This window comes from Brevibacillus sp. AY1, from assembly GCF_029870785.1.
GTDB classification, from domain to species: Bacteria; Bacillota; Bacilli; order Brevibacillales; family Brevibacillaceae; genus Brevibacillus; species Brevibacillus invocatus.
Window position 1 is genome coordinate 42,959 of sequence record NZ_JAFLPN010000008.1, and the last position, 15,885, is coordinate 58,843.

The following is a 15,885-nucleotide window of genomic DNA, read 5'->3' on the forward strand; positions in this document are numbered from 1 at the left end:
GGTTCTCTTCTTCTTTTTCGCTTCCACTATAGTGAATCCTGCTTCCACATGTTTTCCACGATTCTCATACGCCCCTCCCACACATATGTTTTTTCCTATGCTACAATGAAGAAAAAGAGTGATGCAAAGCGAGGGATGCACCGTGGATACTCCCTACCTCGTCTATCTTGTGGACGACGAAACCAATCTATTGGAGCTATTGCAATCCTACTTGCAAAACGCTGGTTTACAGGTAAGGGCATTTGCGAATGGAACCGAGGTACTGTCTGTTCTGGAAGAGGAACAGCAGCCTCATTTATGGATACTCGACATCATGATGCCAGACATTGACGGCTACGAGCTGCTGCGCTTGATCCGTCAGAAATCCAATGTGCCGATCATCTTCATTTCGGCTCGCGATCAGGATGTCGATAAAATCATTGGACTGGAGCTGGGCAGCGACGACTACCTGGCCAAGCCGTTTCTTCCCCGGGAGCTGGTCATCCGGGCGAAAAAGCTGCTACAGCGCATTTACGAAAACGGAGTCAATCCGGCTGCTCCTTCCCAAACCTTTCAAGACTGGGTGACGATTGGACCGTATATGATTTCCGAAAAAGGACGGCAGGTGAAGGAAGGCGAAGAGCTGCTGGATTTGACCACCAAGGAGTTTGAACTCATCATCTACCTCCTGCACAATCAGGGGATGGCTCTCAACCGCGAGCAGATTCTCACCTCAATCTGGGGGGAGGATTACATCGGGTCGGATCGTGCTGTAGATGATCTGGTCAAACGAATCCGCAAGAAAATGAGCAAGCTCCCGCTGGAGACCGTCTACGGCTTCGGCTATCGCCTGACACGCACATGAGCAAATTCCGTCTGAAAAACCTGCCGCTCTCCCGGCAAATTTTGATTTTGTTCATGCTGTTGACCAGTGTGCTGGGCGTGGGGCTGGGAATCGGTTATCCGTTTGCCGTCAAGCAGTACCTGGTGAACAACACGTACGCTTTGCTAGAAGATGAGCTGTTCTCCTTGTCCGAGCATATTACCTTCAATGAAAAGAACGAGCTGCTTACGATACCGTCTTCAGCCCCGTACTTTTTGCAGCTGCTGCTCTCCCGCTACGAGTACTCTTTTGACATGATCGTCTACTCGATCGATGGACGTCATCTGGGCAGCCGTAGCAGCGGACAGATTACCTATCAGGACAGTATGGACCTCTTCCGAGAGGCTGCCTCCCATCCGTCCGGGCGAATTCAGCATGGGGAGCTGGACCGTGCTGACGAGAGCTACCTGTTCGTCAGCAAAAAGATGGACTACCACGGCTTTCCCTACTATATCGTGCTGTTTTCCAAGGAACAGGAGCTCAATCAGATCAATTCCATTCTGACCCGTCAGTTCCTTTTGGTATTCAGTCTGCTGCTTTTGGTCAGCTGGCTGTTGGCTGTCTGGTTTAGCGGTTACTTGAGCAAACCGCTGCGCAGTCTGGAGGAGCTGTGCAAAAAAATTGCCCGCCGTCAGTTCGATATTCCGCTGGCGATGGACCGCGGGGACGAGATTGGACAGCTGGCCCGATCCTTTGATTCCATGAAAAATCAGCTGAAGGAATACGATGAGTCCCAGCGACACTTTATCCAGAACATCTCCCATGAGCTGAAGACACCGATCATGGCGATCCAGGGCTATACGCAAGGCCTGATCGAGGGCGTCTTTCAAGGACCGCAGGCAGAAAAAGGACTGACGATCATCATGGAAGAGAGCAAACGACTGGAAAAAGTAGTCGGCCAGCTGCTCTATCTGACCAAGATTGAATCCGTCGCACAGATGATGCAGATGGGACGTGTAGATCTGAGCGAGATGTTTAAGCTGCTGAAGGTGCGCCTGTCCGTCCTGAACCCGCAAGTCGAGTGGGAGCTGAAGCTTCCCCCTGAGCTGGTCATGGAGGGCGATGGCGAACAGCTGAGTACGGCCTTTGTCAATATCATGGAAAACCAGCTTCGCTATGCCAAAAGCCGCTTGAACATCACCGGAAAGCAAGCAGGGCAGCAGGTCATCGTCACCATCTCCAACGACGGACCACCGATCGAGGAAGCTCTGCTCCCTCAATTGTTCCAGCGCTTTCGCAAAGGGAAGTCCGGAAAGCACGGACTGGGACTGGCGATTGCCCGCGCCGTATTTGAGGCGCATGGCGGAACGATTGTCGCTGAGAATACAGCGGACGGACCGTGCTTTACGATGACGGTTCCGGTGAAGAGCTTGAGCTAGGAACGGTATCAGACATCAGGGAAGACCCTCTCTCATTTTTGTGAGAACAGGGTCTTCTTGGGTTTGTTCTACTTCGGAAAGGTTACATGTAACTGATTGTCTATTTCATCCGTCTTCATATTCAAAGTGCTTATTGGACAACCGTTCTGTGGCTTCCATACTTTATCTTTTTTATTTATGTGTTCGCCAGGCTGTTTCCCATCACCTACGGCGGTGACGATCCCAATCCAGCGACAGGTCTTTTGTCATTAGGAGCTATGATGGTTTATCCCTTTTTTATTCTGATCATTCTCTTACCTGTTAAAAGAGGCCTGGTCCGACTTGCTAGAATCCTAGTATCACACGACGCAAAGGCTGCCAGTCGATCCCGGCAGCCTGCATGACTTTACACCCATTGTGTCTTCGGATATCTTTCAGTAAAATATTTCCAAATACTTGCGCGACTCACTTTAAGGGGGACACAGGATGAACAGAGAGATTGAAAAAATGATTCTGCTGATCTGGTACGGTTTCATATTTTTGCTGGGTCTGCTCGTCTGTATCGGCATCGTTAATTTTGTACTGACATCCGGTTCCTAGAACAAAAAGCTCACAAATACATACCGCTCCACGGTCGTAAACCCCAGCTTTTCATAGACACGAATCGCAGGCAGGTTATCTTCGAATACGCATAGGTAGACCTTGTCCGATTTCTCCAGACCGATCCGGCTAATATCAGACGTGATCTGTGTGGCCAGGCCCTTACCCTGATAGTCAGGTAAGGTTCCGATGTTTCCAATCTCCACAAACTCTTCCTTATAGATATGAAATCCTGCCAAAGCGACAGGCTTCGTTCCATCAAATAGCCCCAAGTGCGGCATCTCGAGAAGTTTGTTCGGTTGAAAGCTCGTCATGCCGATTTTTGGTGTCATGCTGGTGATGGCATCGACATCCGCCTCTGTAATCAGCCGTGATTCACCTTGTGGCAGCAGTCGTGCTGGATATGTCAGCTTTTTCAGCAGCATGGTGCGTTGTGATTGCATATGGGGGATGCGCAGCTTCTTCAGGAGCTTCTCTGGTACCGTGAAAATGGCGGTGGTAGACCCTGCTGGTGTGGTGATCGCCACCTCCGTACGCAAACGCTCCAGCATCCCTACCACATCGTACTCCTCCACTTCCTCGTCGACGTGAATCGTGAAGGCATGAAAAGGCAAGCCCTTTAGATAGGAACCGATCGCTGCGATTCTCCCTGCCTCTTTGCTATCATCGATCAGACTCACGCACCGCTCGGGTCGAACAAAAAGATTTCCATATAAGATGAAAGCATTTTCCAATGGCACATAGCCTTTCATATCAACCTGCCCCGACTTTTCGTCCCACACAAACATGAAATACACCCCATTCTTGAATTCCCTATTGACGTCTTTCCACTTCAAAGTTACCATGATTAGAACACTTGGCCACGCCAAGATTTTTGGCGTACCACATACTTTTTGATCGATCAAAAATTTTCATGAGAGAACTTTCAGGAGGAGAGAATCTTGGCAACCTATTACAACGAACCATCCCGGACCTTCAACGAGTTTTTGTTGCTTCCTAATCTCACAACCAAGGAATGCACACCCGCTAATGTAGATTTGTCCACCCCGATTACTAAGTTTAAAAAAGGGGAAAAACCAGCTATCTCCCTCAACATACCGTTCTCATCTGCAGTCATGCAAGCTGTATCCGACCATCATATGGCGGTAGCTCTGGCTCGATGTGGCGGTATTTCCTTTATTTTCGGTTCACAATCTGTTGAAAGTCAGGCGACGATGGTCCGCAAAGCAAAAGCCTACAAGGCTGGATTTGTTGTCAGTAAATCCAATCTGACACCTGACCAGACCCTCAAGGACATCCTGGATCTGAAAGAAATGACCGGACACTCTACCTGCGCGGTCACAGAAGACGGCACTGCGAAAGGCAAGCTGCTCGGCATCGTGACTGGCCGCGACTATCGGATCAGCCGCGACTCCCTTGATAAAAAGGTTAGCGAAATCATGACACCTTTCTCCTCCCTGATTTACGCCAAATCTGGCACGACCTTGTCCGAAGCAAACGACCTCATCTGGGAGCACAAGCTGAACTGTCTGCCAATCGTGGATGAAAGTCAAAATCTCGAGTTCCTGGTCTTCCGCAAAGACTATGACTCTCGCAAAAACAATCCTCTCTCTCTGCTGGATGCCAACAAGAGCTACATCGTCGGCGCAGGGATCAATACCAAGGATTACAAGGAACGCGTACCTGCCCTCGTCGAGGCTGGCGTAGACGTTCTCGTGATCGACTCTTCGGACGGCTTTAGTGAATGGCAAAAGGAAACGGTCGAATACGTGAAAGCCAACTTCAACGTGGCGATTGGCGCTGGAAACGTAGTAGACAAGGAAGGTTTCCGCTACCTGGTCGAAGCTGGTGCGGATTTCATCAAAGTAGGGATCGGCGGCGGCTCGATCTGCATTACACGCGAGCAAAAAGGGATCGGGCGCGGACAAGCATCTGCTGTCATCGAAGTGGCAGCTGCCCGTGACGAATACTTCAAGGAAACAGGCATCTATGTCCCGATCTGCTCCGATGGCGGTATCGTACACGATTATCACGTAACTCTCGCTCTGGCCATGGGCGCTGATTTCGTCATGCTGGGCCGTTACTTCGCCCGTTTCGATGAAAGTCCAACCAAAAAGGTCAAAATCGGGAACAACTTCGTAAAAGAATACTGGGGTGAAGGCTCCAACCGCGCACGCAACTGGCAGCGTTACGACACAGGCGGCAAGCAAAGCCTCGTCTTTGAAGAAGGGGTAGACTCTTACGTTCCTTACGCGGGAACCCTGCGCGAGAATCTGGACAGAACCTTGAACAAAGTGAAATCCACCATGTGCAACTGCGGTTCGCTCTCGATTCCTGAATTGCAGCAAAAGGCAAGAATTACACTCGTCTCTGCGACCAGCCTGGTCGAAGGCGGCGCGCATGACGTTATTCTCAAGGAAAGCAGCATGGCGGCTGAATAATTCAATGAAGAGGACCCTCCCACTCCGTAGTGGCGAGGGTCCTTATGTATTCTGACGGAAAGGCAGGCTATGGCAGGCGATAAAACCCGAACGGCTCACCCAGACGATACGGATCACTCAGTTCATCCAGACGCTTCATGGTGTCCGCGCCCAGCTCTACCGAGGCACTCTCCAGATTGGTGCTCAGCTGCTCGACACGCGAAGCGCCGACGATTACGGAAGAGACAGCAGGCTTGTTCATCAGCCAGGCGATAGAAAGAACGCTTGGCGTCATGCCCAGGTCGTGCGCGAGATCTGCGACCTGCTTGCCCAGCTCGATCTTATCCTGTCCGAGCAATCTGCCAAAGCGCGGTTCTTTTTCCAGACGTGAGCCTTCCGGTGCCTGTTCGGCTGAGGTATACTTTCCTGTCAAAATGCCGCCTGCCAGCGGGAAATACGGAATAATTCCCAATCCCTGATCCAGGCAAAGCGGAATCATTTCGCGCTCCGGTGTCCGGTCTGCCAGCGAGTAGCTGATTTGCAGAGATGCGAAGCGATTCAGGCCTTTCAGCTCACTGATTCCGAGCGCTTTCATCAGTTCCCAGGCGAAGTAGTTGGAAGCGCCGATATAGCGAACTTTACCAGAGCGTACCATGTCATCCAGCGCTCTCAGTGTTTCTTCCAACGGTGTGTGCGGATCGAAGGTATGGATCTGGTAAAGGTCCACATAATCGGTGCGCAAGCGCTTCAGACTGCCTTCCAGCTCCTTCTGCAAATGGTAGCGTGAAGATCCTCGCTGATTGACTCCCTCTCCGCGTGGCAAGCCGGCCTTGGTCGCCAGTACGACATCATGTCTGCGGCCTTCCAATGCTTTTCCGATGATGCGTTCTGATTCTGTTCCCGTATAAATATTAGCGGTATCGATAAAATTGATACCACCCTCCAATGCTGCATCAATGATCGCCAACGAGGCTGCTTCGTCTGCACGCCCTCCGAAGGAATTCGTTCCAATCCCCATCGCCGATACTTGCAATCCACTGTTTCCCAAACGATGATATCTCATCGGTATTCAGCTCCTTCCTTCATTCTCTCTTCTCACTATAGGATGATTTCTCCATTTTTACAAATCTTTCTGCCTAATGAAAAGCACCTGCACAGACGTCTCCACGAGACATCCTGCAGGTGCTTCCCTATACTTCCTCTATCAACCTCGCCAAGAGAGCCGTCCGTATCGGCACCTCTGCGAGCTCCACAAACTCATCGGGCGAATGAGCAAAATCGCCTCTCGCACCGAGTCCATCCAGGGTAGGGCTTCCGCAAGCCGCGGCAAAATTCCCGTCACTTACACCGCCTGTACCAGACTCATGCAAGGTAAAGCCCAATTCGTCGTGACTGATGGATTGAGCGAGCGCAAACAACCGCTCCGTCTCATCCGTGCGTTCCATGGGCGGACGGCGAATGCCCCCCGAGACTTGGATCCTCGCTCCCTCCAGCTGTGGCGAGAGGGCATGGAACACCTGCTCAATCCGGTTCGCTTCTGCGATCGTCATGAATCGGACATCGACTTCTGCTTCTGCAAGATCTGCCACGACATTGGAGCCAATTCCGCCTTTGACCAGCCCTACATTGAGCGTTGTTCCTTTTTCGTAATCCGTCAATGAATGCAGAAACTGGATTTGGCGCGACAGCTCTTCGATGGCAGATACACCCTTTTGATGATCGACGCCAGCATGAGAAGAGATCCCGCGTGCTTGCAGGGTAAAGTGCCCGCTTCCCTTGCGCCAGGTTTTCAGCGCACCGACCGGTTCACTCGGCGGTTCCAGAACAAAACTCGCCATCGAACGCACAGCTTCCTGCTCGACGAGCTCTCGTGAAGTCGGGCTGCCGATCTCTTCGTCACTGCTTAAAATCAGCACGATTTTCTTGTCCTCTGGCAAGCGGCCCAGCTGAACCAATGCCCGCATCGCGAACATGGCTTGCAATACCCCCGCCTTCATATCGTAGACGCCGGGTCCGTATGCCTTGCCATCGCGCATCGAGAAAGGGCGGCGCGCCGCTTCCCCCTCCGGCCATACGGTATCGTAGTGGCCGATGATGAGAACCTGCTTGTCCCCTTCTCCCAATGTGCAACGCACCTGATCGCCATAGGTCGCATTTGCTACTAGTTCCGCCTTGCCCCCGGTCAGTGATTCGAACTGCTCCGCGAACCACTTTGCCATCTGGTCTCCCAGTCGTTTATTTTTTGACGGGGAATCCATGTTCACCGAGGCTTCCAATAGTTGGAGAAAGTGTTGCAGGTTTTCTTCGATATACGTGTGCATTGACATATTGCCTCTTCCTTAATGTGATTGAGAATTAAGTCCGAACAGGCGCTCCAGTCCGTACACTTTTTCCAACAAGATAATGAACACAAGACTTAGCAGAATAACGACCGATGAGATCGAAGCAACCAGCGGGTCAAGTGTTTCCTGCATGTAACTAAAGATCGCGAGCGGCAGCGTCGTCGTATCCGGCGCCACCAGGAACAGCGATACTGTCACGTTGTCAAACGAGGTCAGGAAGGAGAAGATCATCCCTGATGCAATCGCTGGACGCACGAGTGGCAGCGTAATATCCCAGAATACGCGGAACGGATGAGCACCCAGCATGTAACCCGCCTTTTCCAGTGTGTAGTCAAACGAGCTGAGCCCGGTCAGCACCAGACGAACCACGTACGGGATGGAAATCAGGATATGGGCGAGCAAAAGACCCGTAAACGTACCTGCGATGCCAATGCGTGTAAAGAACAGCAGCGCAGAAATCCCGATAATCAAAGACGGAACAGTCAGCGGCGAGAGCATCAAAGCGTTGATGTAGCCGCTCCCGCGAAACTTGTATTTGGACAAGGCGAAGGCTGCCAGCGTTCCCAATACGGTGGCCAGGATCGCAGTCAGTGTCGCCAGCTTGATGCTCGTCCAGAAGGAATCGATGAATTCCGGTCTGTCCAGAATCATCGCATACCATTTCCATGAGAAGCCTTCTGGTGGAAATGCCAGATAGCCTGCGGCTGTAAAGGAGCTTGGAATAATGACCAAAAACGGCAGATTGACCAAAATGATGACAATGAAGGTGATGAGCCCGAGAACATTGATCTTTTTCATGACGCAAACACCTCTTTGTATCTCTTGTTTTCAATCAGTTTCGTGTACAGGCTGACCAACACAATCGTGCTTCCGAGCAAGAGGAAGGCAAGCGCTGCACCCAGCGGCCAGTTCAAGGTCGACATGATTTGTTCATAAGCGAGTACCGGAATCACCTTCACGGAGGTTCCCCCCATCAGGGCAGGTGTCACGAATGCGCTCATCGACAAGCTGAATACCAGTGTCGTCCCAGCCACGATACCAGGAAGACTGAGCGGCAGCGTCACCGAGAAGAACGTGCGGGCACGCGAGGCACCCAAAATCGAAGCTGCCTTGTTCAGCGAAGGATCGATCGCGTACAGACTCGTAGCCAATGCCAGTACCATATAGGCGATGAAGGAATCCGTCAGACCGATGACCACGCCCAGCTCGTTGTACAGCAGGCGAAGTGGTGTTTCGATAATTCCCATTGCCATCAGCATTTCATTGACCCAGCCCTTTTCACCCAATACGACCACCCAGCCGAAGTTGCGAATGACCACGCTGATCAAGTGAGGAGCCAGTACGCACATGGTGACAATCCCGCGCATTTTTCCCGAGGCCTGTGCCATGAACATGGCTACCGGATAACCGAGTACGAGGGTGGCAAGAACGGTCCAAAGGCTGACGCGAATCGTTCTCCAGAGAATGTCCAGGTAAAAGGTATCCTGAAAGAATAGCGAGTAGTTAGCCAGCGTAAACGCTTGTTGACCATCCTGAAAACTAAGCAGCAGCATCAACAGCATGGGGATCAGAAAGACCCCCAGAAGCAGGATCAGGGCAGGTGCAGTCAACAGCGTGATGGAAAGACGTCTGCTCATACGTCATCCCCTCTCCGTCGGCATGATCAGCACATCTTCTGCATTCCAGTGGCAGTAAATGCCTTTTTCAGCCTCTTGCGCTGCTGCTTTGTCGATCAGCTTCTGAATTTTTACCGACAAGGATTGACCGCCGACTTTTACTTCACACTCGGTATAGGAGCCGAGGAAGGAAGCCAGCTGCAAATTCCCCTTCACCTTGTTGGCAGCATCGCCTGAATCGGTCTGGGACAGGACAATCTTCTCCGGTCTTACAAAAGCCACTACTTTTTGTTTTGGTGTAAAGCTGCGGCTTTGTTTCGCTGCATGAATCAGCATGCCTTCTGGCGTTTGTACCGTGATCCGATCACCGTCCACCTCGACGACTTCCCCTTCCAGGCGGTTGGTTTTGCCGATAAAGGTGTGGACGAATTCGGAAGCAGGCTGATTGTAAATCTCCAGGGGTGTCCCGATCTGCTCGACAAAGCCGTGGTTCAACACGACGATGCGATCGGACAAGGACAAGGCTTCTTCCTGGTCATGCGTTACGAAAATAGTTGTTACGCCAATCTCATGGTGCAGGCGTTTCAACTCATCACGCAGCTCTTCGCGCAATTTGGCATCCAGGTTGCTCAGTGGCTCGTCCAACAGCAAGAGCGAGGGCTCGATCACCAGTGCACGCGCGATGGCGATCCGCTGGCGTTGTCCACCGGACAGCTGCTTCGGATAGCGGTCTGCTACGTTCGGCAGCTTGACGAGAGACAGGACGCGATCGACACGTTCTTTCATCTCTGCTTTGTTGACTTTTCTCAGTTTCAATCCGTACGCGATGTTTTCCGCAACGGTCATGTGTGGGAACAGGGAGTAGGTCTGAAACACCATGCCCAACTCCCGTTTGTATGGGGGAACACCGTTCATCCGCTGTCCCTTGATCAACAAATCCCCGCCGTCCGGTTCCAGAAAGCCAGCGATCATGTTTAATGTCGTTGTTTTTCCACAGCCAGATGGGCCGAGAAAAGAGACGAACTCACCTTGCTCTACCTGCAGGTTGAAGTCCTGAACCACGACATTGTTTTGGAATTTTTTCATGATGTTCCGTAGTTCGACGTCATATACCTTTGCCAAAAAGGACACCTACTTTCCTGTGTTTGGTGCAATTTCTCTGTTAAAGCGGTCCAGCCATGCCGCCGTTTCTTTGCTGATCACTTCATAGTCGAATACAACCACTTTGGAACGATCGAATTCGAGTGCTTTGGCAACTTCATCAGGCAACGCGACAGCTGTGGAAGGATTGTAGAACAGCTTGGTTGCATACATGGTTTGTACTTCGTCAGTCAGCAGGAAGTCGATAAATGCTTTTGCTGCTTCTGGATGCTTGGCATTTTTTACGAGAGAAGCAATCGTTGGAACGAGGTTAGCACCTTCTTGCGGGAAGACGAACTCGATTGGCAGACCAGCTGCTTTTTGCGTCAAGCTGCGAGCCATTGTCCAAGTGGTGTAAGCAGACGTTTTATTTTGCAGGTTTTGTTGCAATTGCGCTGCACTCTTAGCAAATGTCGGCATGTAGCCCGCGATGGTGGTCAGCTTTTCAAATCCTGGTTCCATGTTCTTTTCGGAACCGCCGTTGGCATACGCCATCATGATTGTGGCAGAACGTCCGAAGTTGCTCGCTACGTCTGTCATCGTGATGTTGCCTTTCAACTCAGGCTTCGCCAGGTCATTCCAGGAGGTAGGTACCGGCAGGTTCTTTTCTTTTACGATTTCGCTATTGTAGGAAATACCCATTGGGGTAAAGTTAACCGTTGCACCACTGTTATCCGCTACAAGCAAATCCTTGGAAATGTTTTTCATATTCGGGATTTCTGCTTCGTTAAGTGGTTCCCATAGTCCTTCGAGACGTCCTTTTTCTTGCTCTCCACCTTCGATAATCGCGATGTCGATCTGTGGAGCGTTTTGCTGTGCTTTTACTTTCGCTACGATCTCGGTAGAAACCCCGGATACGTATGTCAGCTTCACATTCGGGTACTTCTCGTTAAACTTCTTGAAGATCTCGTCTTTCATCAGCTTTTCTACCGTCGCACCATTACCTGATACGATCAGGGAATCTTCCAGCTGTACCTGTTGTTCAGCAGCAGGTGCATTTTCTGGAGCTGGTGTTGGAGCTGGTGCAGAAGATTGCGGTGCAGGTGTGGAAGAACATCCCACCAACAGTGAGCCTGTCAAAGCAAAAATGGAGAGTACGGATAGAGCTTTTTTCTTCATCTGAGTTCAACCCCCGATTTTCTAGTTTGTTCACGAATAGAGAACGGTGTTTGCTATTCGAGAACGATAGTGTTACACTACCATAAGTAGACTGACAATTCAAGATTGTTTCGAAAAAAACGTAAAGTACGAATACCTTATTATGGTAGAATTGAGGTCACTGTACTTTGAAGGAGACGTGTGCATGGATCAAGTTCTCTCTTCTGTTCGTAATGGCTGTAAACTATTAAAAATCTTTTTGGACTCTCCCAAGGAGCTGGGTGTAACCGAACTGAGCAAAAAGCTTCAGCTTTCCAAAGGAGCCGTCCACAAGCTGCTCACTACCCTGGAGTCGGAGGGTTTTATCCGGCAAAATGAAAAAACCAAGCAGTATACGCTTGGCTACACCTTGCTGGAGCTTGGCACAAAGGTACTGAAGAATCACGACATTGTAGATTTTTCCATGCCGTATATCAATCGGCTGTTGTCACGTACCAGCGAGCTGGTCGTCCTCTGTGTCAGAGACGGAAAGGATGCCATCTACGTCGCCAAAGTAGATTCCCCTCATCCGATCCGTTTTACCGTAGAATCGTTCCGGCGATTTCCGCTCTACTCGACTTCTGCGGCCCGTGTACTGCTCGCCTATCAACCAGACGAATTTCAGGAAGAGATTTTGGCAGAACCATTGAAGACGTATACCGAACATTCGTACACTTCCACGGAAGAGATCAAGCAAAATCTGCAGATCATCCGGGAGCACGGCTACGAAGTCAGCTCCAATCGCCGCAACGAAGGTGTGACTGGAGTGGCGGCACCGATCTTTGATTCGTCGGATCAGGTTGCAGCCTCGATCAGTGTCGTCGGACCGTCCGATCGTGTCCAGCCTGAGCTCGATAATATCCTGCGCGAGGTGCTGGAGACGGTTCAGGAGATGTCGGTGCAGTTGGGTTATCGGCCTTGAAATCGAGGAATTTCAGATGCTCATTAAAAGGGGGGCTCCAGGAAATCGGTCAACACCGACTTTCTGGAGCCCCCTTGGACGTGTTTGAGCTATTTTGCCTGTGGCAAACCGTTTTTAGGTTCACCCATTAAAGGAGTAGACAGCTCGTAGATGCCATGGTTAGAAAATGCCCATACCAGATTGCGGTCCCCGGCATGACCTGTGGAACTGACTACATCAGGGTCTTCCGAGCTGCAATATTCTCGTCGAGGCCCATCTTGATGAGTCATTCGCCGTAGCATTCCTCACGTAAAATAGAAAAACAGCCATAATTCATGCTCTCTTGGCTGTTTTGGTCTATATCCTGTCCTTTTACGAAACCTTATAAAATGAACAATAGAACCTGCCGATACAAGGCAATCACGACTACCCCTGCTACCAAGGCCCAGACAATCTGCTTTCTCCACCAGCCTACCGCAAGCGACACGACACCCGCCACGAGGTACTCCGGATTCCATACACCCTCGCGCATGTGGAACAATATCGGCGGAATCGTCATGGAGCTGAACACACCTACTGGCACCATCGCCAGTCCCCGCTTCAGCCAGGCAGGGATCTCCCATCGCGAGCTGATCAAAAGCATCGGAAATCTCGTCAAATACGTAATCAGCGCCATCAGCACAATCATCCAGACGATATTATCGTTCACCGTTCACCGCCCCAATCACGACCGCAGTCAAGGTTCCTACGATCACTGCTGCTGTTCCCCCACCAAGCCAGTAGCCGATGCAGGCCGCTGCTGCGGCACATCCCGCCACTTTAACATGAAGGGAGCTGAACAAATTGACAGCGAGAAAGCCCAGGAACGTGGCGATAAAGGCAAAATCCAGTCCGTAAGCTTCGGTCTCGGTAAACGCCGCTCCGAACCAGGCTCCGGCAAACGTACTCGCGTTCCAGATCAAATAATCCACGATGCCGGCTCCGGCAAAAAACGCGAGACTCGGCTTCCCGCCCGTATCCAGATACGTCGCCTTCAATGCGTACGTCTCATCATTCAAACCCAAGCCCATCAAAGATAGCTTCCAGGCGGGCGTCCCCTGAAACTTCGGACCCAATGAAAGTCCATATAACAGATGGCGCGCGTTTAACAATAAGGTAGAAAGCAGGATTGGCCATCCGACAATCCCCTGCGAGATCAAGCCAACCGCCGCAAACTGGGACGAACCTGCATTGACCAGCAAAGAAAACAAGACCGCTTCGGTCACACCCAGACCAGCCTGTCTGGCCAAAAGACCAAACACGATACCGTCGATGATCCCGGCCGCTGCGACCGGAATGATCTGTTTCATCCCTTTCACAAATAAACCATATGATGAACCCATGCTAGCTTCTCACTCCTGCACTTTCTCTTATTCTGTTCTGCTTCCCGCTACTAGCCTTGGAATGTGGGGCGCCAGATCTCACCGAGTAAACGAATGCCTGCTTCCATCTCCTCCACCGTCTGTCCACCAAATCCAAACTGAAAGCTGGGGTGGCCCTGTCTCGTCGGATGGAGCCATTTATGATCCGTCGGATAGACGCGAATACCTGCGGACGCCGCACGCTCTGTCAATTCCTGCGATGTGCAGCTGCTCCGAACTTCCACCGTGACAGAAATCCCCGCGTCGTGTCCGGTAATGCGGATCGAATCTCCCATTTCCTCTCGCAAAAAGCCAAGCAAAGCATCATGCTTGTTCTTGTATAGCGTCCTCATTTTGCGGATATGCCGCTCCCAATCTCCCATTTTCATAAAAAGGGCCAGCGTCTGTTGATGAATGCGCGATGCCGATTGATCGTAATCGGCCAGATGCTCCTGATAGAGCGGCAGCAACCCTTCCGGCAAGACCATGTAGCTGACGCGAATCGAGGGCAAAAGCGACTTGGAGAATGTCCCCAAATAGATGACACGACCCGCCGTATCCAAGCCTTGCAGGGACGGAATGGGCCTGCCGTGATAGCGGAACTCTCCATCGTAGTCATCCTCGATGATATATCCCTCTACCTGCCTAGTCCATTGCAGCATCTTCAAGCGTTTGGCGTAGGGCATCACGATTCCTGTCGGGTCCTGGTGCGATGGGGTAATATAGACCAGTCTGGCTCCACTTTCACTCAGCCTCTGTACATCGATGCCATCCTCCTCCAAGGGAATCGGCCGAACATCAAAGCCTTGATTGAGAAACACCCTGCGGACGCCTTGATAGCCGGGCTCCTCCATCGCTACGGCTTGTCCGCGCAAGCCAAAGAGACAACCCAGCAGATTGATCATCGTTTGCGTGCCTGCCCCGATCACGATCTGTTCTGCCGTAGCTTGCACCCCTCTCGCTCGGCGCAGATAACGAGCAAGCTCCTGCCGCAACTCTGGTTCACCCTGCCGATCTCCGTAATAGAGCAAGCTTTTGTTTTCCGACCTCGTGACTTGATTGGTATATTTCCGCCACAGTTCAAAAGGAAAGGAATCCGGGTCCACCCTGGCCTGATGAAAATCGTAGCGAAACGGAATCGATGGGAAGGGCACTTCGGGATCGGTCCATTCTTTTTTCGCTACGCTTCCTCCCCCACCCGACTTTTTGACCCGGATCGCTCCATCCCAAGAAATGTCCACCACGTAAAATCCGCTTCGTTCCCTGCTCTCGATATATCCTTCTGCCAAAAGCTGATGATAGGCGCTCTCCACTGTTGTTTTGCTCATGTGCAAAAATTTGCTCAACGCCCTCACCGAAGGCAGCCTTGTGCCAGATGGCAGTCGTCTTTCCCGAATCTCTGTGCAGAAATATTGATACAACTGCAAATATAGCGGTTCGCCGCCTTCCTCCAAGCGAGGACTGATATCCAGCATCTTTCTTCCTCCCGAACGGACCTGTGCCTATTTCTCATTGAATTTTATCAAAATTCTCTTAACAGGAGGACATTTTTCATAGAGTTATCGATCCGTGCTATGGTGGAGGAGAGAAAAAAGAAGAAAAGGCCACAAGTTCTTGGGATTCCCACTGAGAGTCATTCCTGTCCAGCTCCGTGAAAAAAGGGAAACCCGCGTCCAAAGCAGCCGGTTCAAGATGCCTCTCATGGGTGGACGCTAAAGACAGGTTTCTCTTTTTTCACTCCGCTTCGGTCGGACTCCCAAAGACTTTCGCCTTTTCTTCTTTTTTCTCTCACTAGCTTGGGTGCTAGTTCTAGTTATAGCCTCGCTTTCTAGCTGGCTTTTTAAATGATCTTGAAAAAATGGGGATAAAACAAAGCTGTCGCTAGGAAACAGGAGAAACAAGCGAAGATCTTTGAGGTACTTACCGAGGCGGAGTGAAAAAAATGAGACACGCCTTTAAACGTGCGTCCACCCCTGAGAGACTCCTTTGAGACGGCTGCTTTGTGTCCGATGAAAATGATGTCTTAGACTGGATTCGTTGATTTGACGCGGTTATTTGGAGTAGAGCATCGGCAGATCTTTAGAAATAAGTATTAGACTATACTTCACT

Annotated in this window: 15 protein-coding genes; 4 read left to right on the plus strand and 11 right to left on the minus strand. The window is 51.0% G+C overall.

Going from position 1 to position 15,885, the window contains the following annotated elements; translation table 11 throughout:
- The first annotated feature begins 142 nt into the window (after positions 1-142).
- Together JZI27_RS09475 and JZI27_RS09480 are read left to right on the plus strand one after the other, a co-directional pair.
- Positions 143-844, plus strand: coding sequence for a response regulator transcription factor (locus JZI27_RS09475; RefSeq protein ID WP_122909264.1), 702 nt, complete (start codon positions 143-145; stop codon positions 842-844).
- Positions 841-2,241, plus strand: coding sequence for a HAMP domain-containing sensor histidine kinase (locus tag JZI27_RS09480; protein WP_122909042.1), 1,401 nt, complete (start codon positions 841-843; stop codon positions 2,239-2,241). The genes JZI27_RS09475 and JZI27_RS09480 overlap by 4 nt, the downstream gene beginning before the upstream one ends.
- Positions 2,242-2,816: 575 nt before the next feature.
- Here JZI27_RS09480 and JZI27_RS09485 read toward each other — a convergent pair.
- Positions 2,817-3,608: a GNAT family N-acetyltransferase gene (locus tag JZI27_RS09485; protein ID WP_251243984.1), complete on the minus strand. Its 792-nt coding sequence runs from the start codon at positions 3,606-3,608 to the stop codon at positions 2,817-2,819.
- 153 nt (positions 3,609-3,761) lie between these two features.
- Between JZI27_RS09485 and JZI27_RS09490 the strand changes: the two genes are divergently transcribed.
- Positions 3,762-5,261: an IMP dehydrogenase gene (locus JZI27_RS09490; RefSeq protein ID WP_280207384.1), complete on the plus strand. Its 1,500-nt coding sequence runs from the start codon at positions 3,762-3,764 to the stop codon at positions 5,259-5,261.
- A gap of 67 nt (positions 5,262-5,328) precedes the next feature.
- Here JZI27_RS09490 and JZI27_RS09495 read toward each other — a convergent pair whose 3' ends face one another.
- The 6 genes from JZI27_RS09495 to JZI27_RS09520 all read right to left on the minus strand — a co-directional run bounded on the left by JZI27_RS09495 (position 5,329) and on the right by JZI27_RS09520 (position 11,457).
- Positions 5,329-6,303 (minus strand): aldo/keto reductase, encoded by a 975-nt coding sequence (locus JZI27_RS09495; protein ID WP_280207385.1) that lies wholly within the window; start codon positions 6,301-6,303, stop codon positions 5,329-5,331.
- Between the two features lie 127 nt (positions 6,304-6,430).
- Positions 6,431-7,567: a M20 family metallopeptidase gene (locus JZI27_RS09500; protein ID WP_280207386.1), complete on the minus strand. Its 1,137-nt coding sequence runs from the start codon at positions 7,565-7,567 to the stop codon at positions 6,431-6,433.
- A gap of 12 nt (positions 7,568-7,579) precedes the next feature.
- Positions 7,580-8,380, minus strand: coding sequence for an ABC transporter permease (locus tag JZI27_RS09505; protein WP_122909038.1), 801 nt, complete (start codon positions 8,378-8,380; stop codon positions 7,580-7,582).
- Positions 8,377-9,219, minus strand: a complete 843-nt coding sequence (locus tag JZI27_RS09510) for an ABC transporter permease (protein WP_122909037.1) — start codon at positions 9,217-9,219, stop codon at positions 8,377-8,379. Before JZI27_RS09510 ends, JZI27_RS09505 begins: the two co-directional genes overlap by 4 nt.
- Positions 9,220-9,222: 3 nt before the next feature.
- Entirely contained in the window at positions 9,223-10,320 is a 1,098-nt protein-coding gene (locus JZI27_RS09515; RefSeq protein WP_122909262.1) for an ABC transporter ATP-binding protein, read from the minus strand.
- 9 nt (positions 10,321-10,329) lie between these two features.
- Complete coding sequence (locus tag JZI27_RS09520; protein WP_251243987.1) at positions 10,330-11,457, minus strand: ABC transporter substrate-binding protein; 1,128 nt, start codon at positions 11,455-11,457, stop codon at positions 10,330-10,332.
- A gap of 184 nt (positions 11,458-11,641) precedes the next feature.
- Between JZI27_RS09520 and JZI27_RS09525 the strand changes: the two genes are divergently transcribed.
- Entirely contained in the window at positions 11,642-12,397 is a 756-nt protein-coding gene (locus JZI27_RS09525; RefSeq protein ID WP_122909036.1) for an IclR family transcriptional regulator, read from the plus strand.
- Positions 12,398-12,486: 89 nt separating this feature from the next.
- Here the strand turns inward: JZI27_RS09525 and JZI27_RS09530 are convergent, their stop codons facing one another.
- The 4 genes from JZI27_RS09530 to pdxR all read right to left on the minus strand — a co-directional run bounded on the left by JZI27_RS09530 (position 12,487) and on the right by pdxR (position 15,251).
- A complete protein-coding gene (locus JZI27_RS09530) occupies positions 12,487-12,666 on the minus strand; it encodes a hypothetical protein (RefSeq protein ID WP_280207387.1) in 180 nt (59 codons plus the stop codon).
- Between the two features lie 92 nt (positions 12,667-12,758).
- A complete protein-coding gene (locus JZI27_RS09535; RefSeq protein WP_245996791.1) occupies positions 12,759-13,085 on the minus strand; it encodes an AzlD domain-containing protein in 327 nt (108 codons plus the stop codon).
- Positions 13,075-13,758: an AzlC family ABC transporter permease gene (locus JZI27_RS09540; protein ID WP_122909034.1), complete on the minus strand. Its 684-nt coding sequence runs from the start codon at positions 13,756-13,758 to the stop codon at positions 13,075-13,077. The genes JZI27_RS09535 and JZI27_RS09540 overlap by 11 nt, the downstream gene beginning before the upstream one ends.
- A 50-nt stretch (positions 13,759-13,808) precedes the next feature.
- Positions 13,809-15,251, minus strand: coding sequence for a MocR-like pyridoxine biosynthesis transcription factor PdxR (pdxR, locus tag JZI27_RS09545; RefSeq protein WP_280207388.1), 1,443 nt, complete (start codon positions 15,249-15,251; stop codon positions 13,809-13,811).
- Positions 15,252-15,885: the final 634 nt, after the last annotated feature.

Excerpts from the sequence above, each read along its gene's own strand:
- JZI27_RS09480 (WP_122909042.1), top strand. The coding sequence starts at position 841 with ATGAGCAAATTCCGTCTGAAAAACCTGCCGCTCTCCCGGCAAATTTTG.
- JZI27_RS09485 (WP_251243984.1), bottom strand. The coding sequence starts at position 3,608 with ATGTTTGTGTGGGACGAAAAGTCGGGGCAGGTTGATATGAAAGGCTAT.
- JZI27_RS09495 (WP_280207385.1), bottom strand. The coding sequence starts at position 6,303 with ATGAGATATCATCGTTTGGGAAACAGTGGATTGCAAGTATCGGCGATG.
- JZI27_RS09500 (WP_280207386.1), bottom strand. The coding sequence starts at position 7,567 with ATGTCAATGCACACGTATATCGAAGAAAACCTGCAACACTTTCTCCAA.
- JZI27_RS09505 (WP_122909038.1), bottom strand. The coding sequence starts at position 8,380 with ATGAAAAAGATCAATGTTCTCGGGCTCATCACCTTCATTGTCATCATT.
- JZI27_RS09510 (WP_122909037.1), bottom strand. The coding sequence starts at position 9,219 with ATGAGCAGACGTCTTTCCATCACGCTGTTGACTGCACCTGCCCTGATC.
- JZI27_RS09520 (WP_251243987.1), bottom strand. The coding sequence starts at position 11,457 with ATGAAGAAAAAAGCTCTATCCGTACTCTCCATTTTTGCTTTGACAGGC.
- JZI27_RS09525 (WP_122909036.1), top strand. The coding sequence starts at position 11,642 with ATGGATCAAGTTCTCTCTTCTGTTCGTAATGGCTGTAAACTATTAAAA.
- JZI27_RS09530 (WP_280207387.1), bottom strand. The coding sequence starts at position 12,666 with ATGACTCATCAAGATGGGCCTCGACGAGAATATTGCAGCTCGGAAGAC.
- JZI27_RS09540 (WP_122909034.1), bottom strand. The coding sequence starts at position 13,758 with ATGGGTTCATCATATGGTTTATTTGTGAAAGGGATGAAACAGATCATT.
- pdxR (WP_280207388.1), bottom strand. The coding sequence starts at position 15,251 with ATGCTGGATATCAGTCCTCGCTTGGAGGAAGGCGGCGAACCGCTATAT.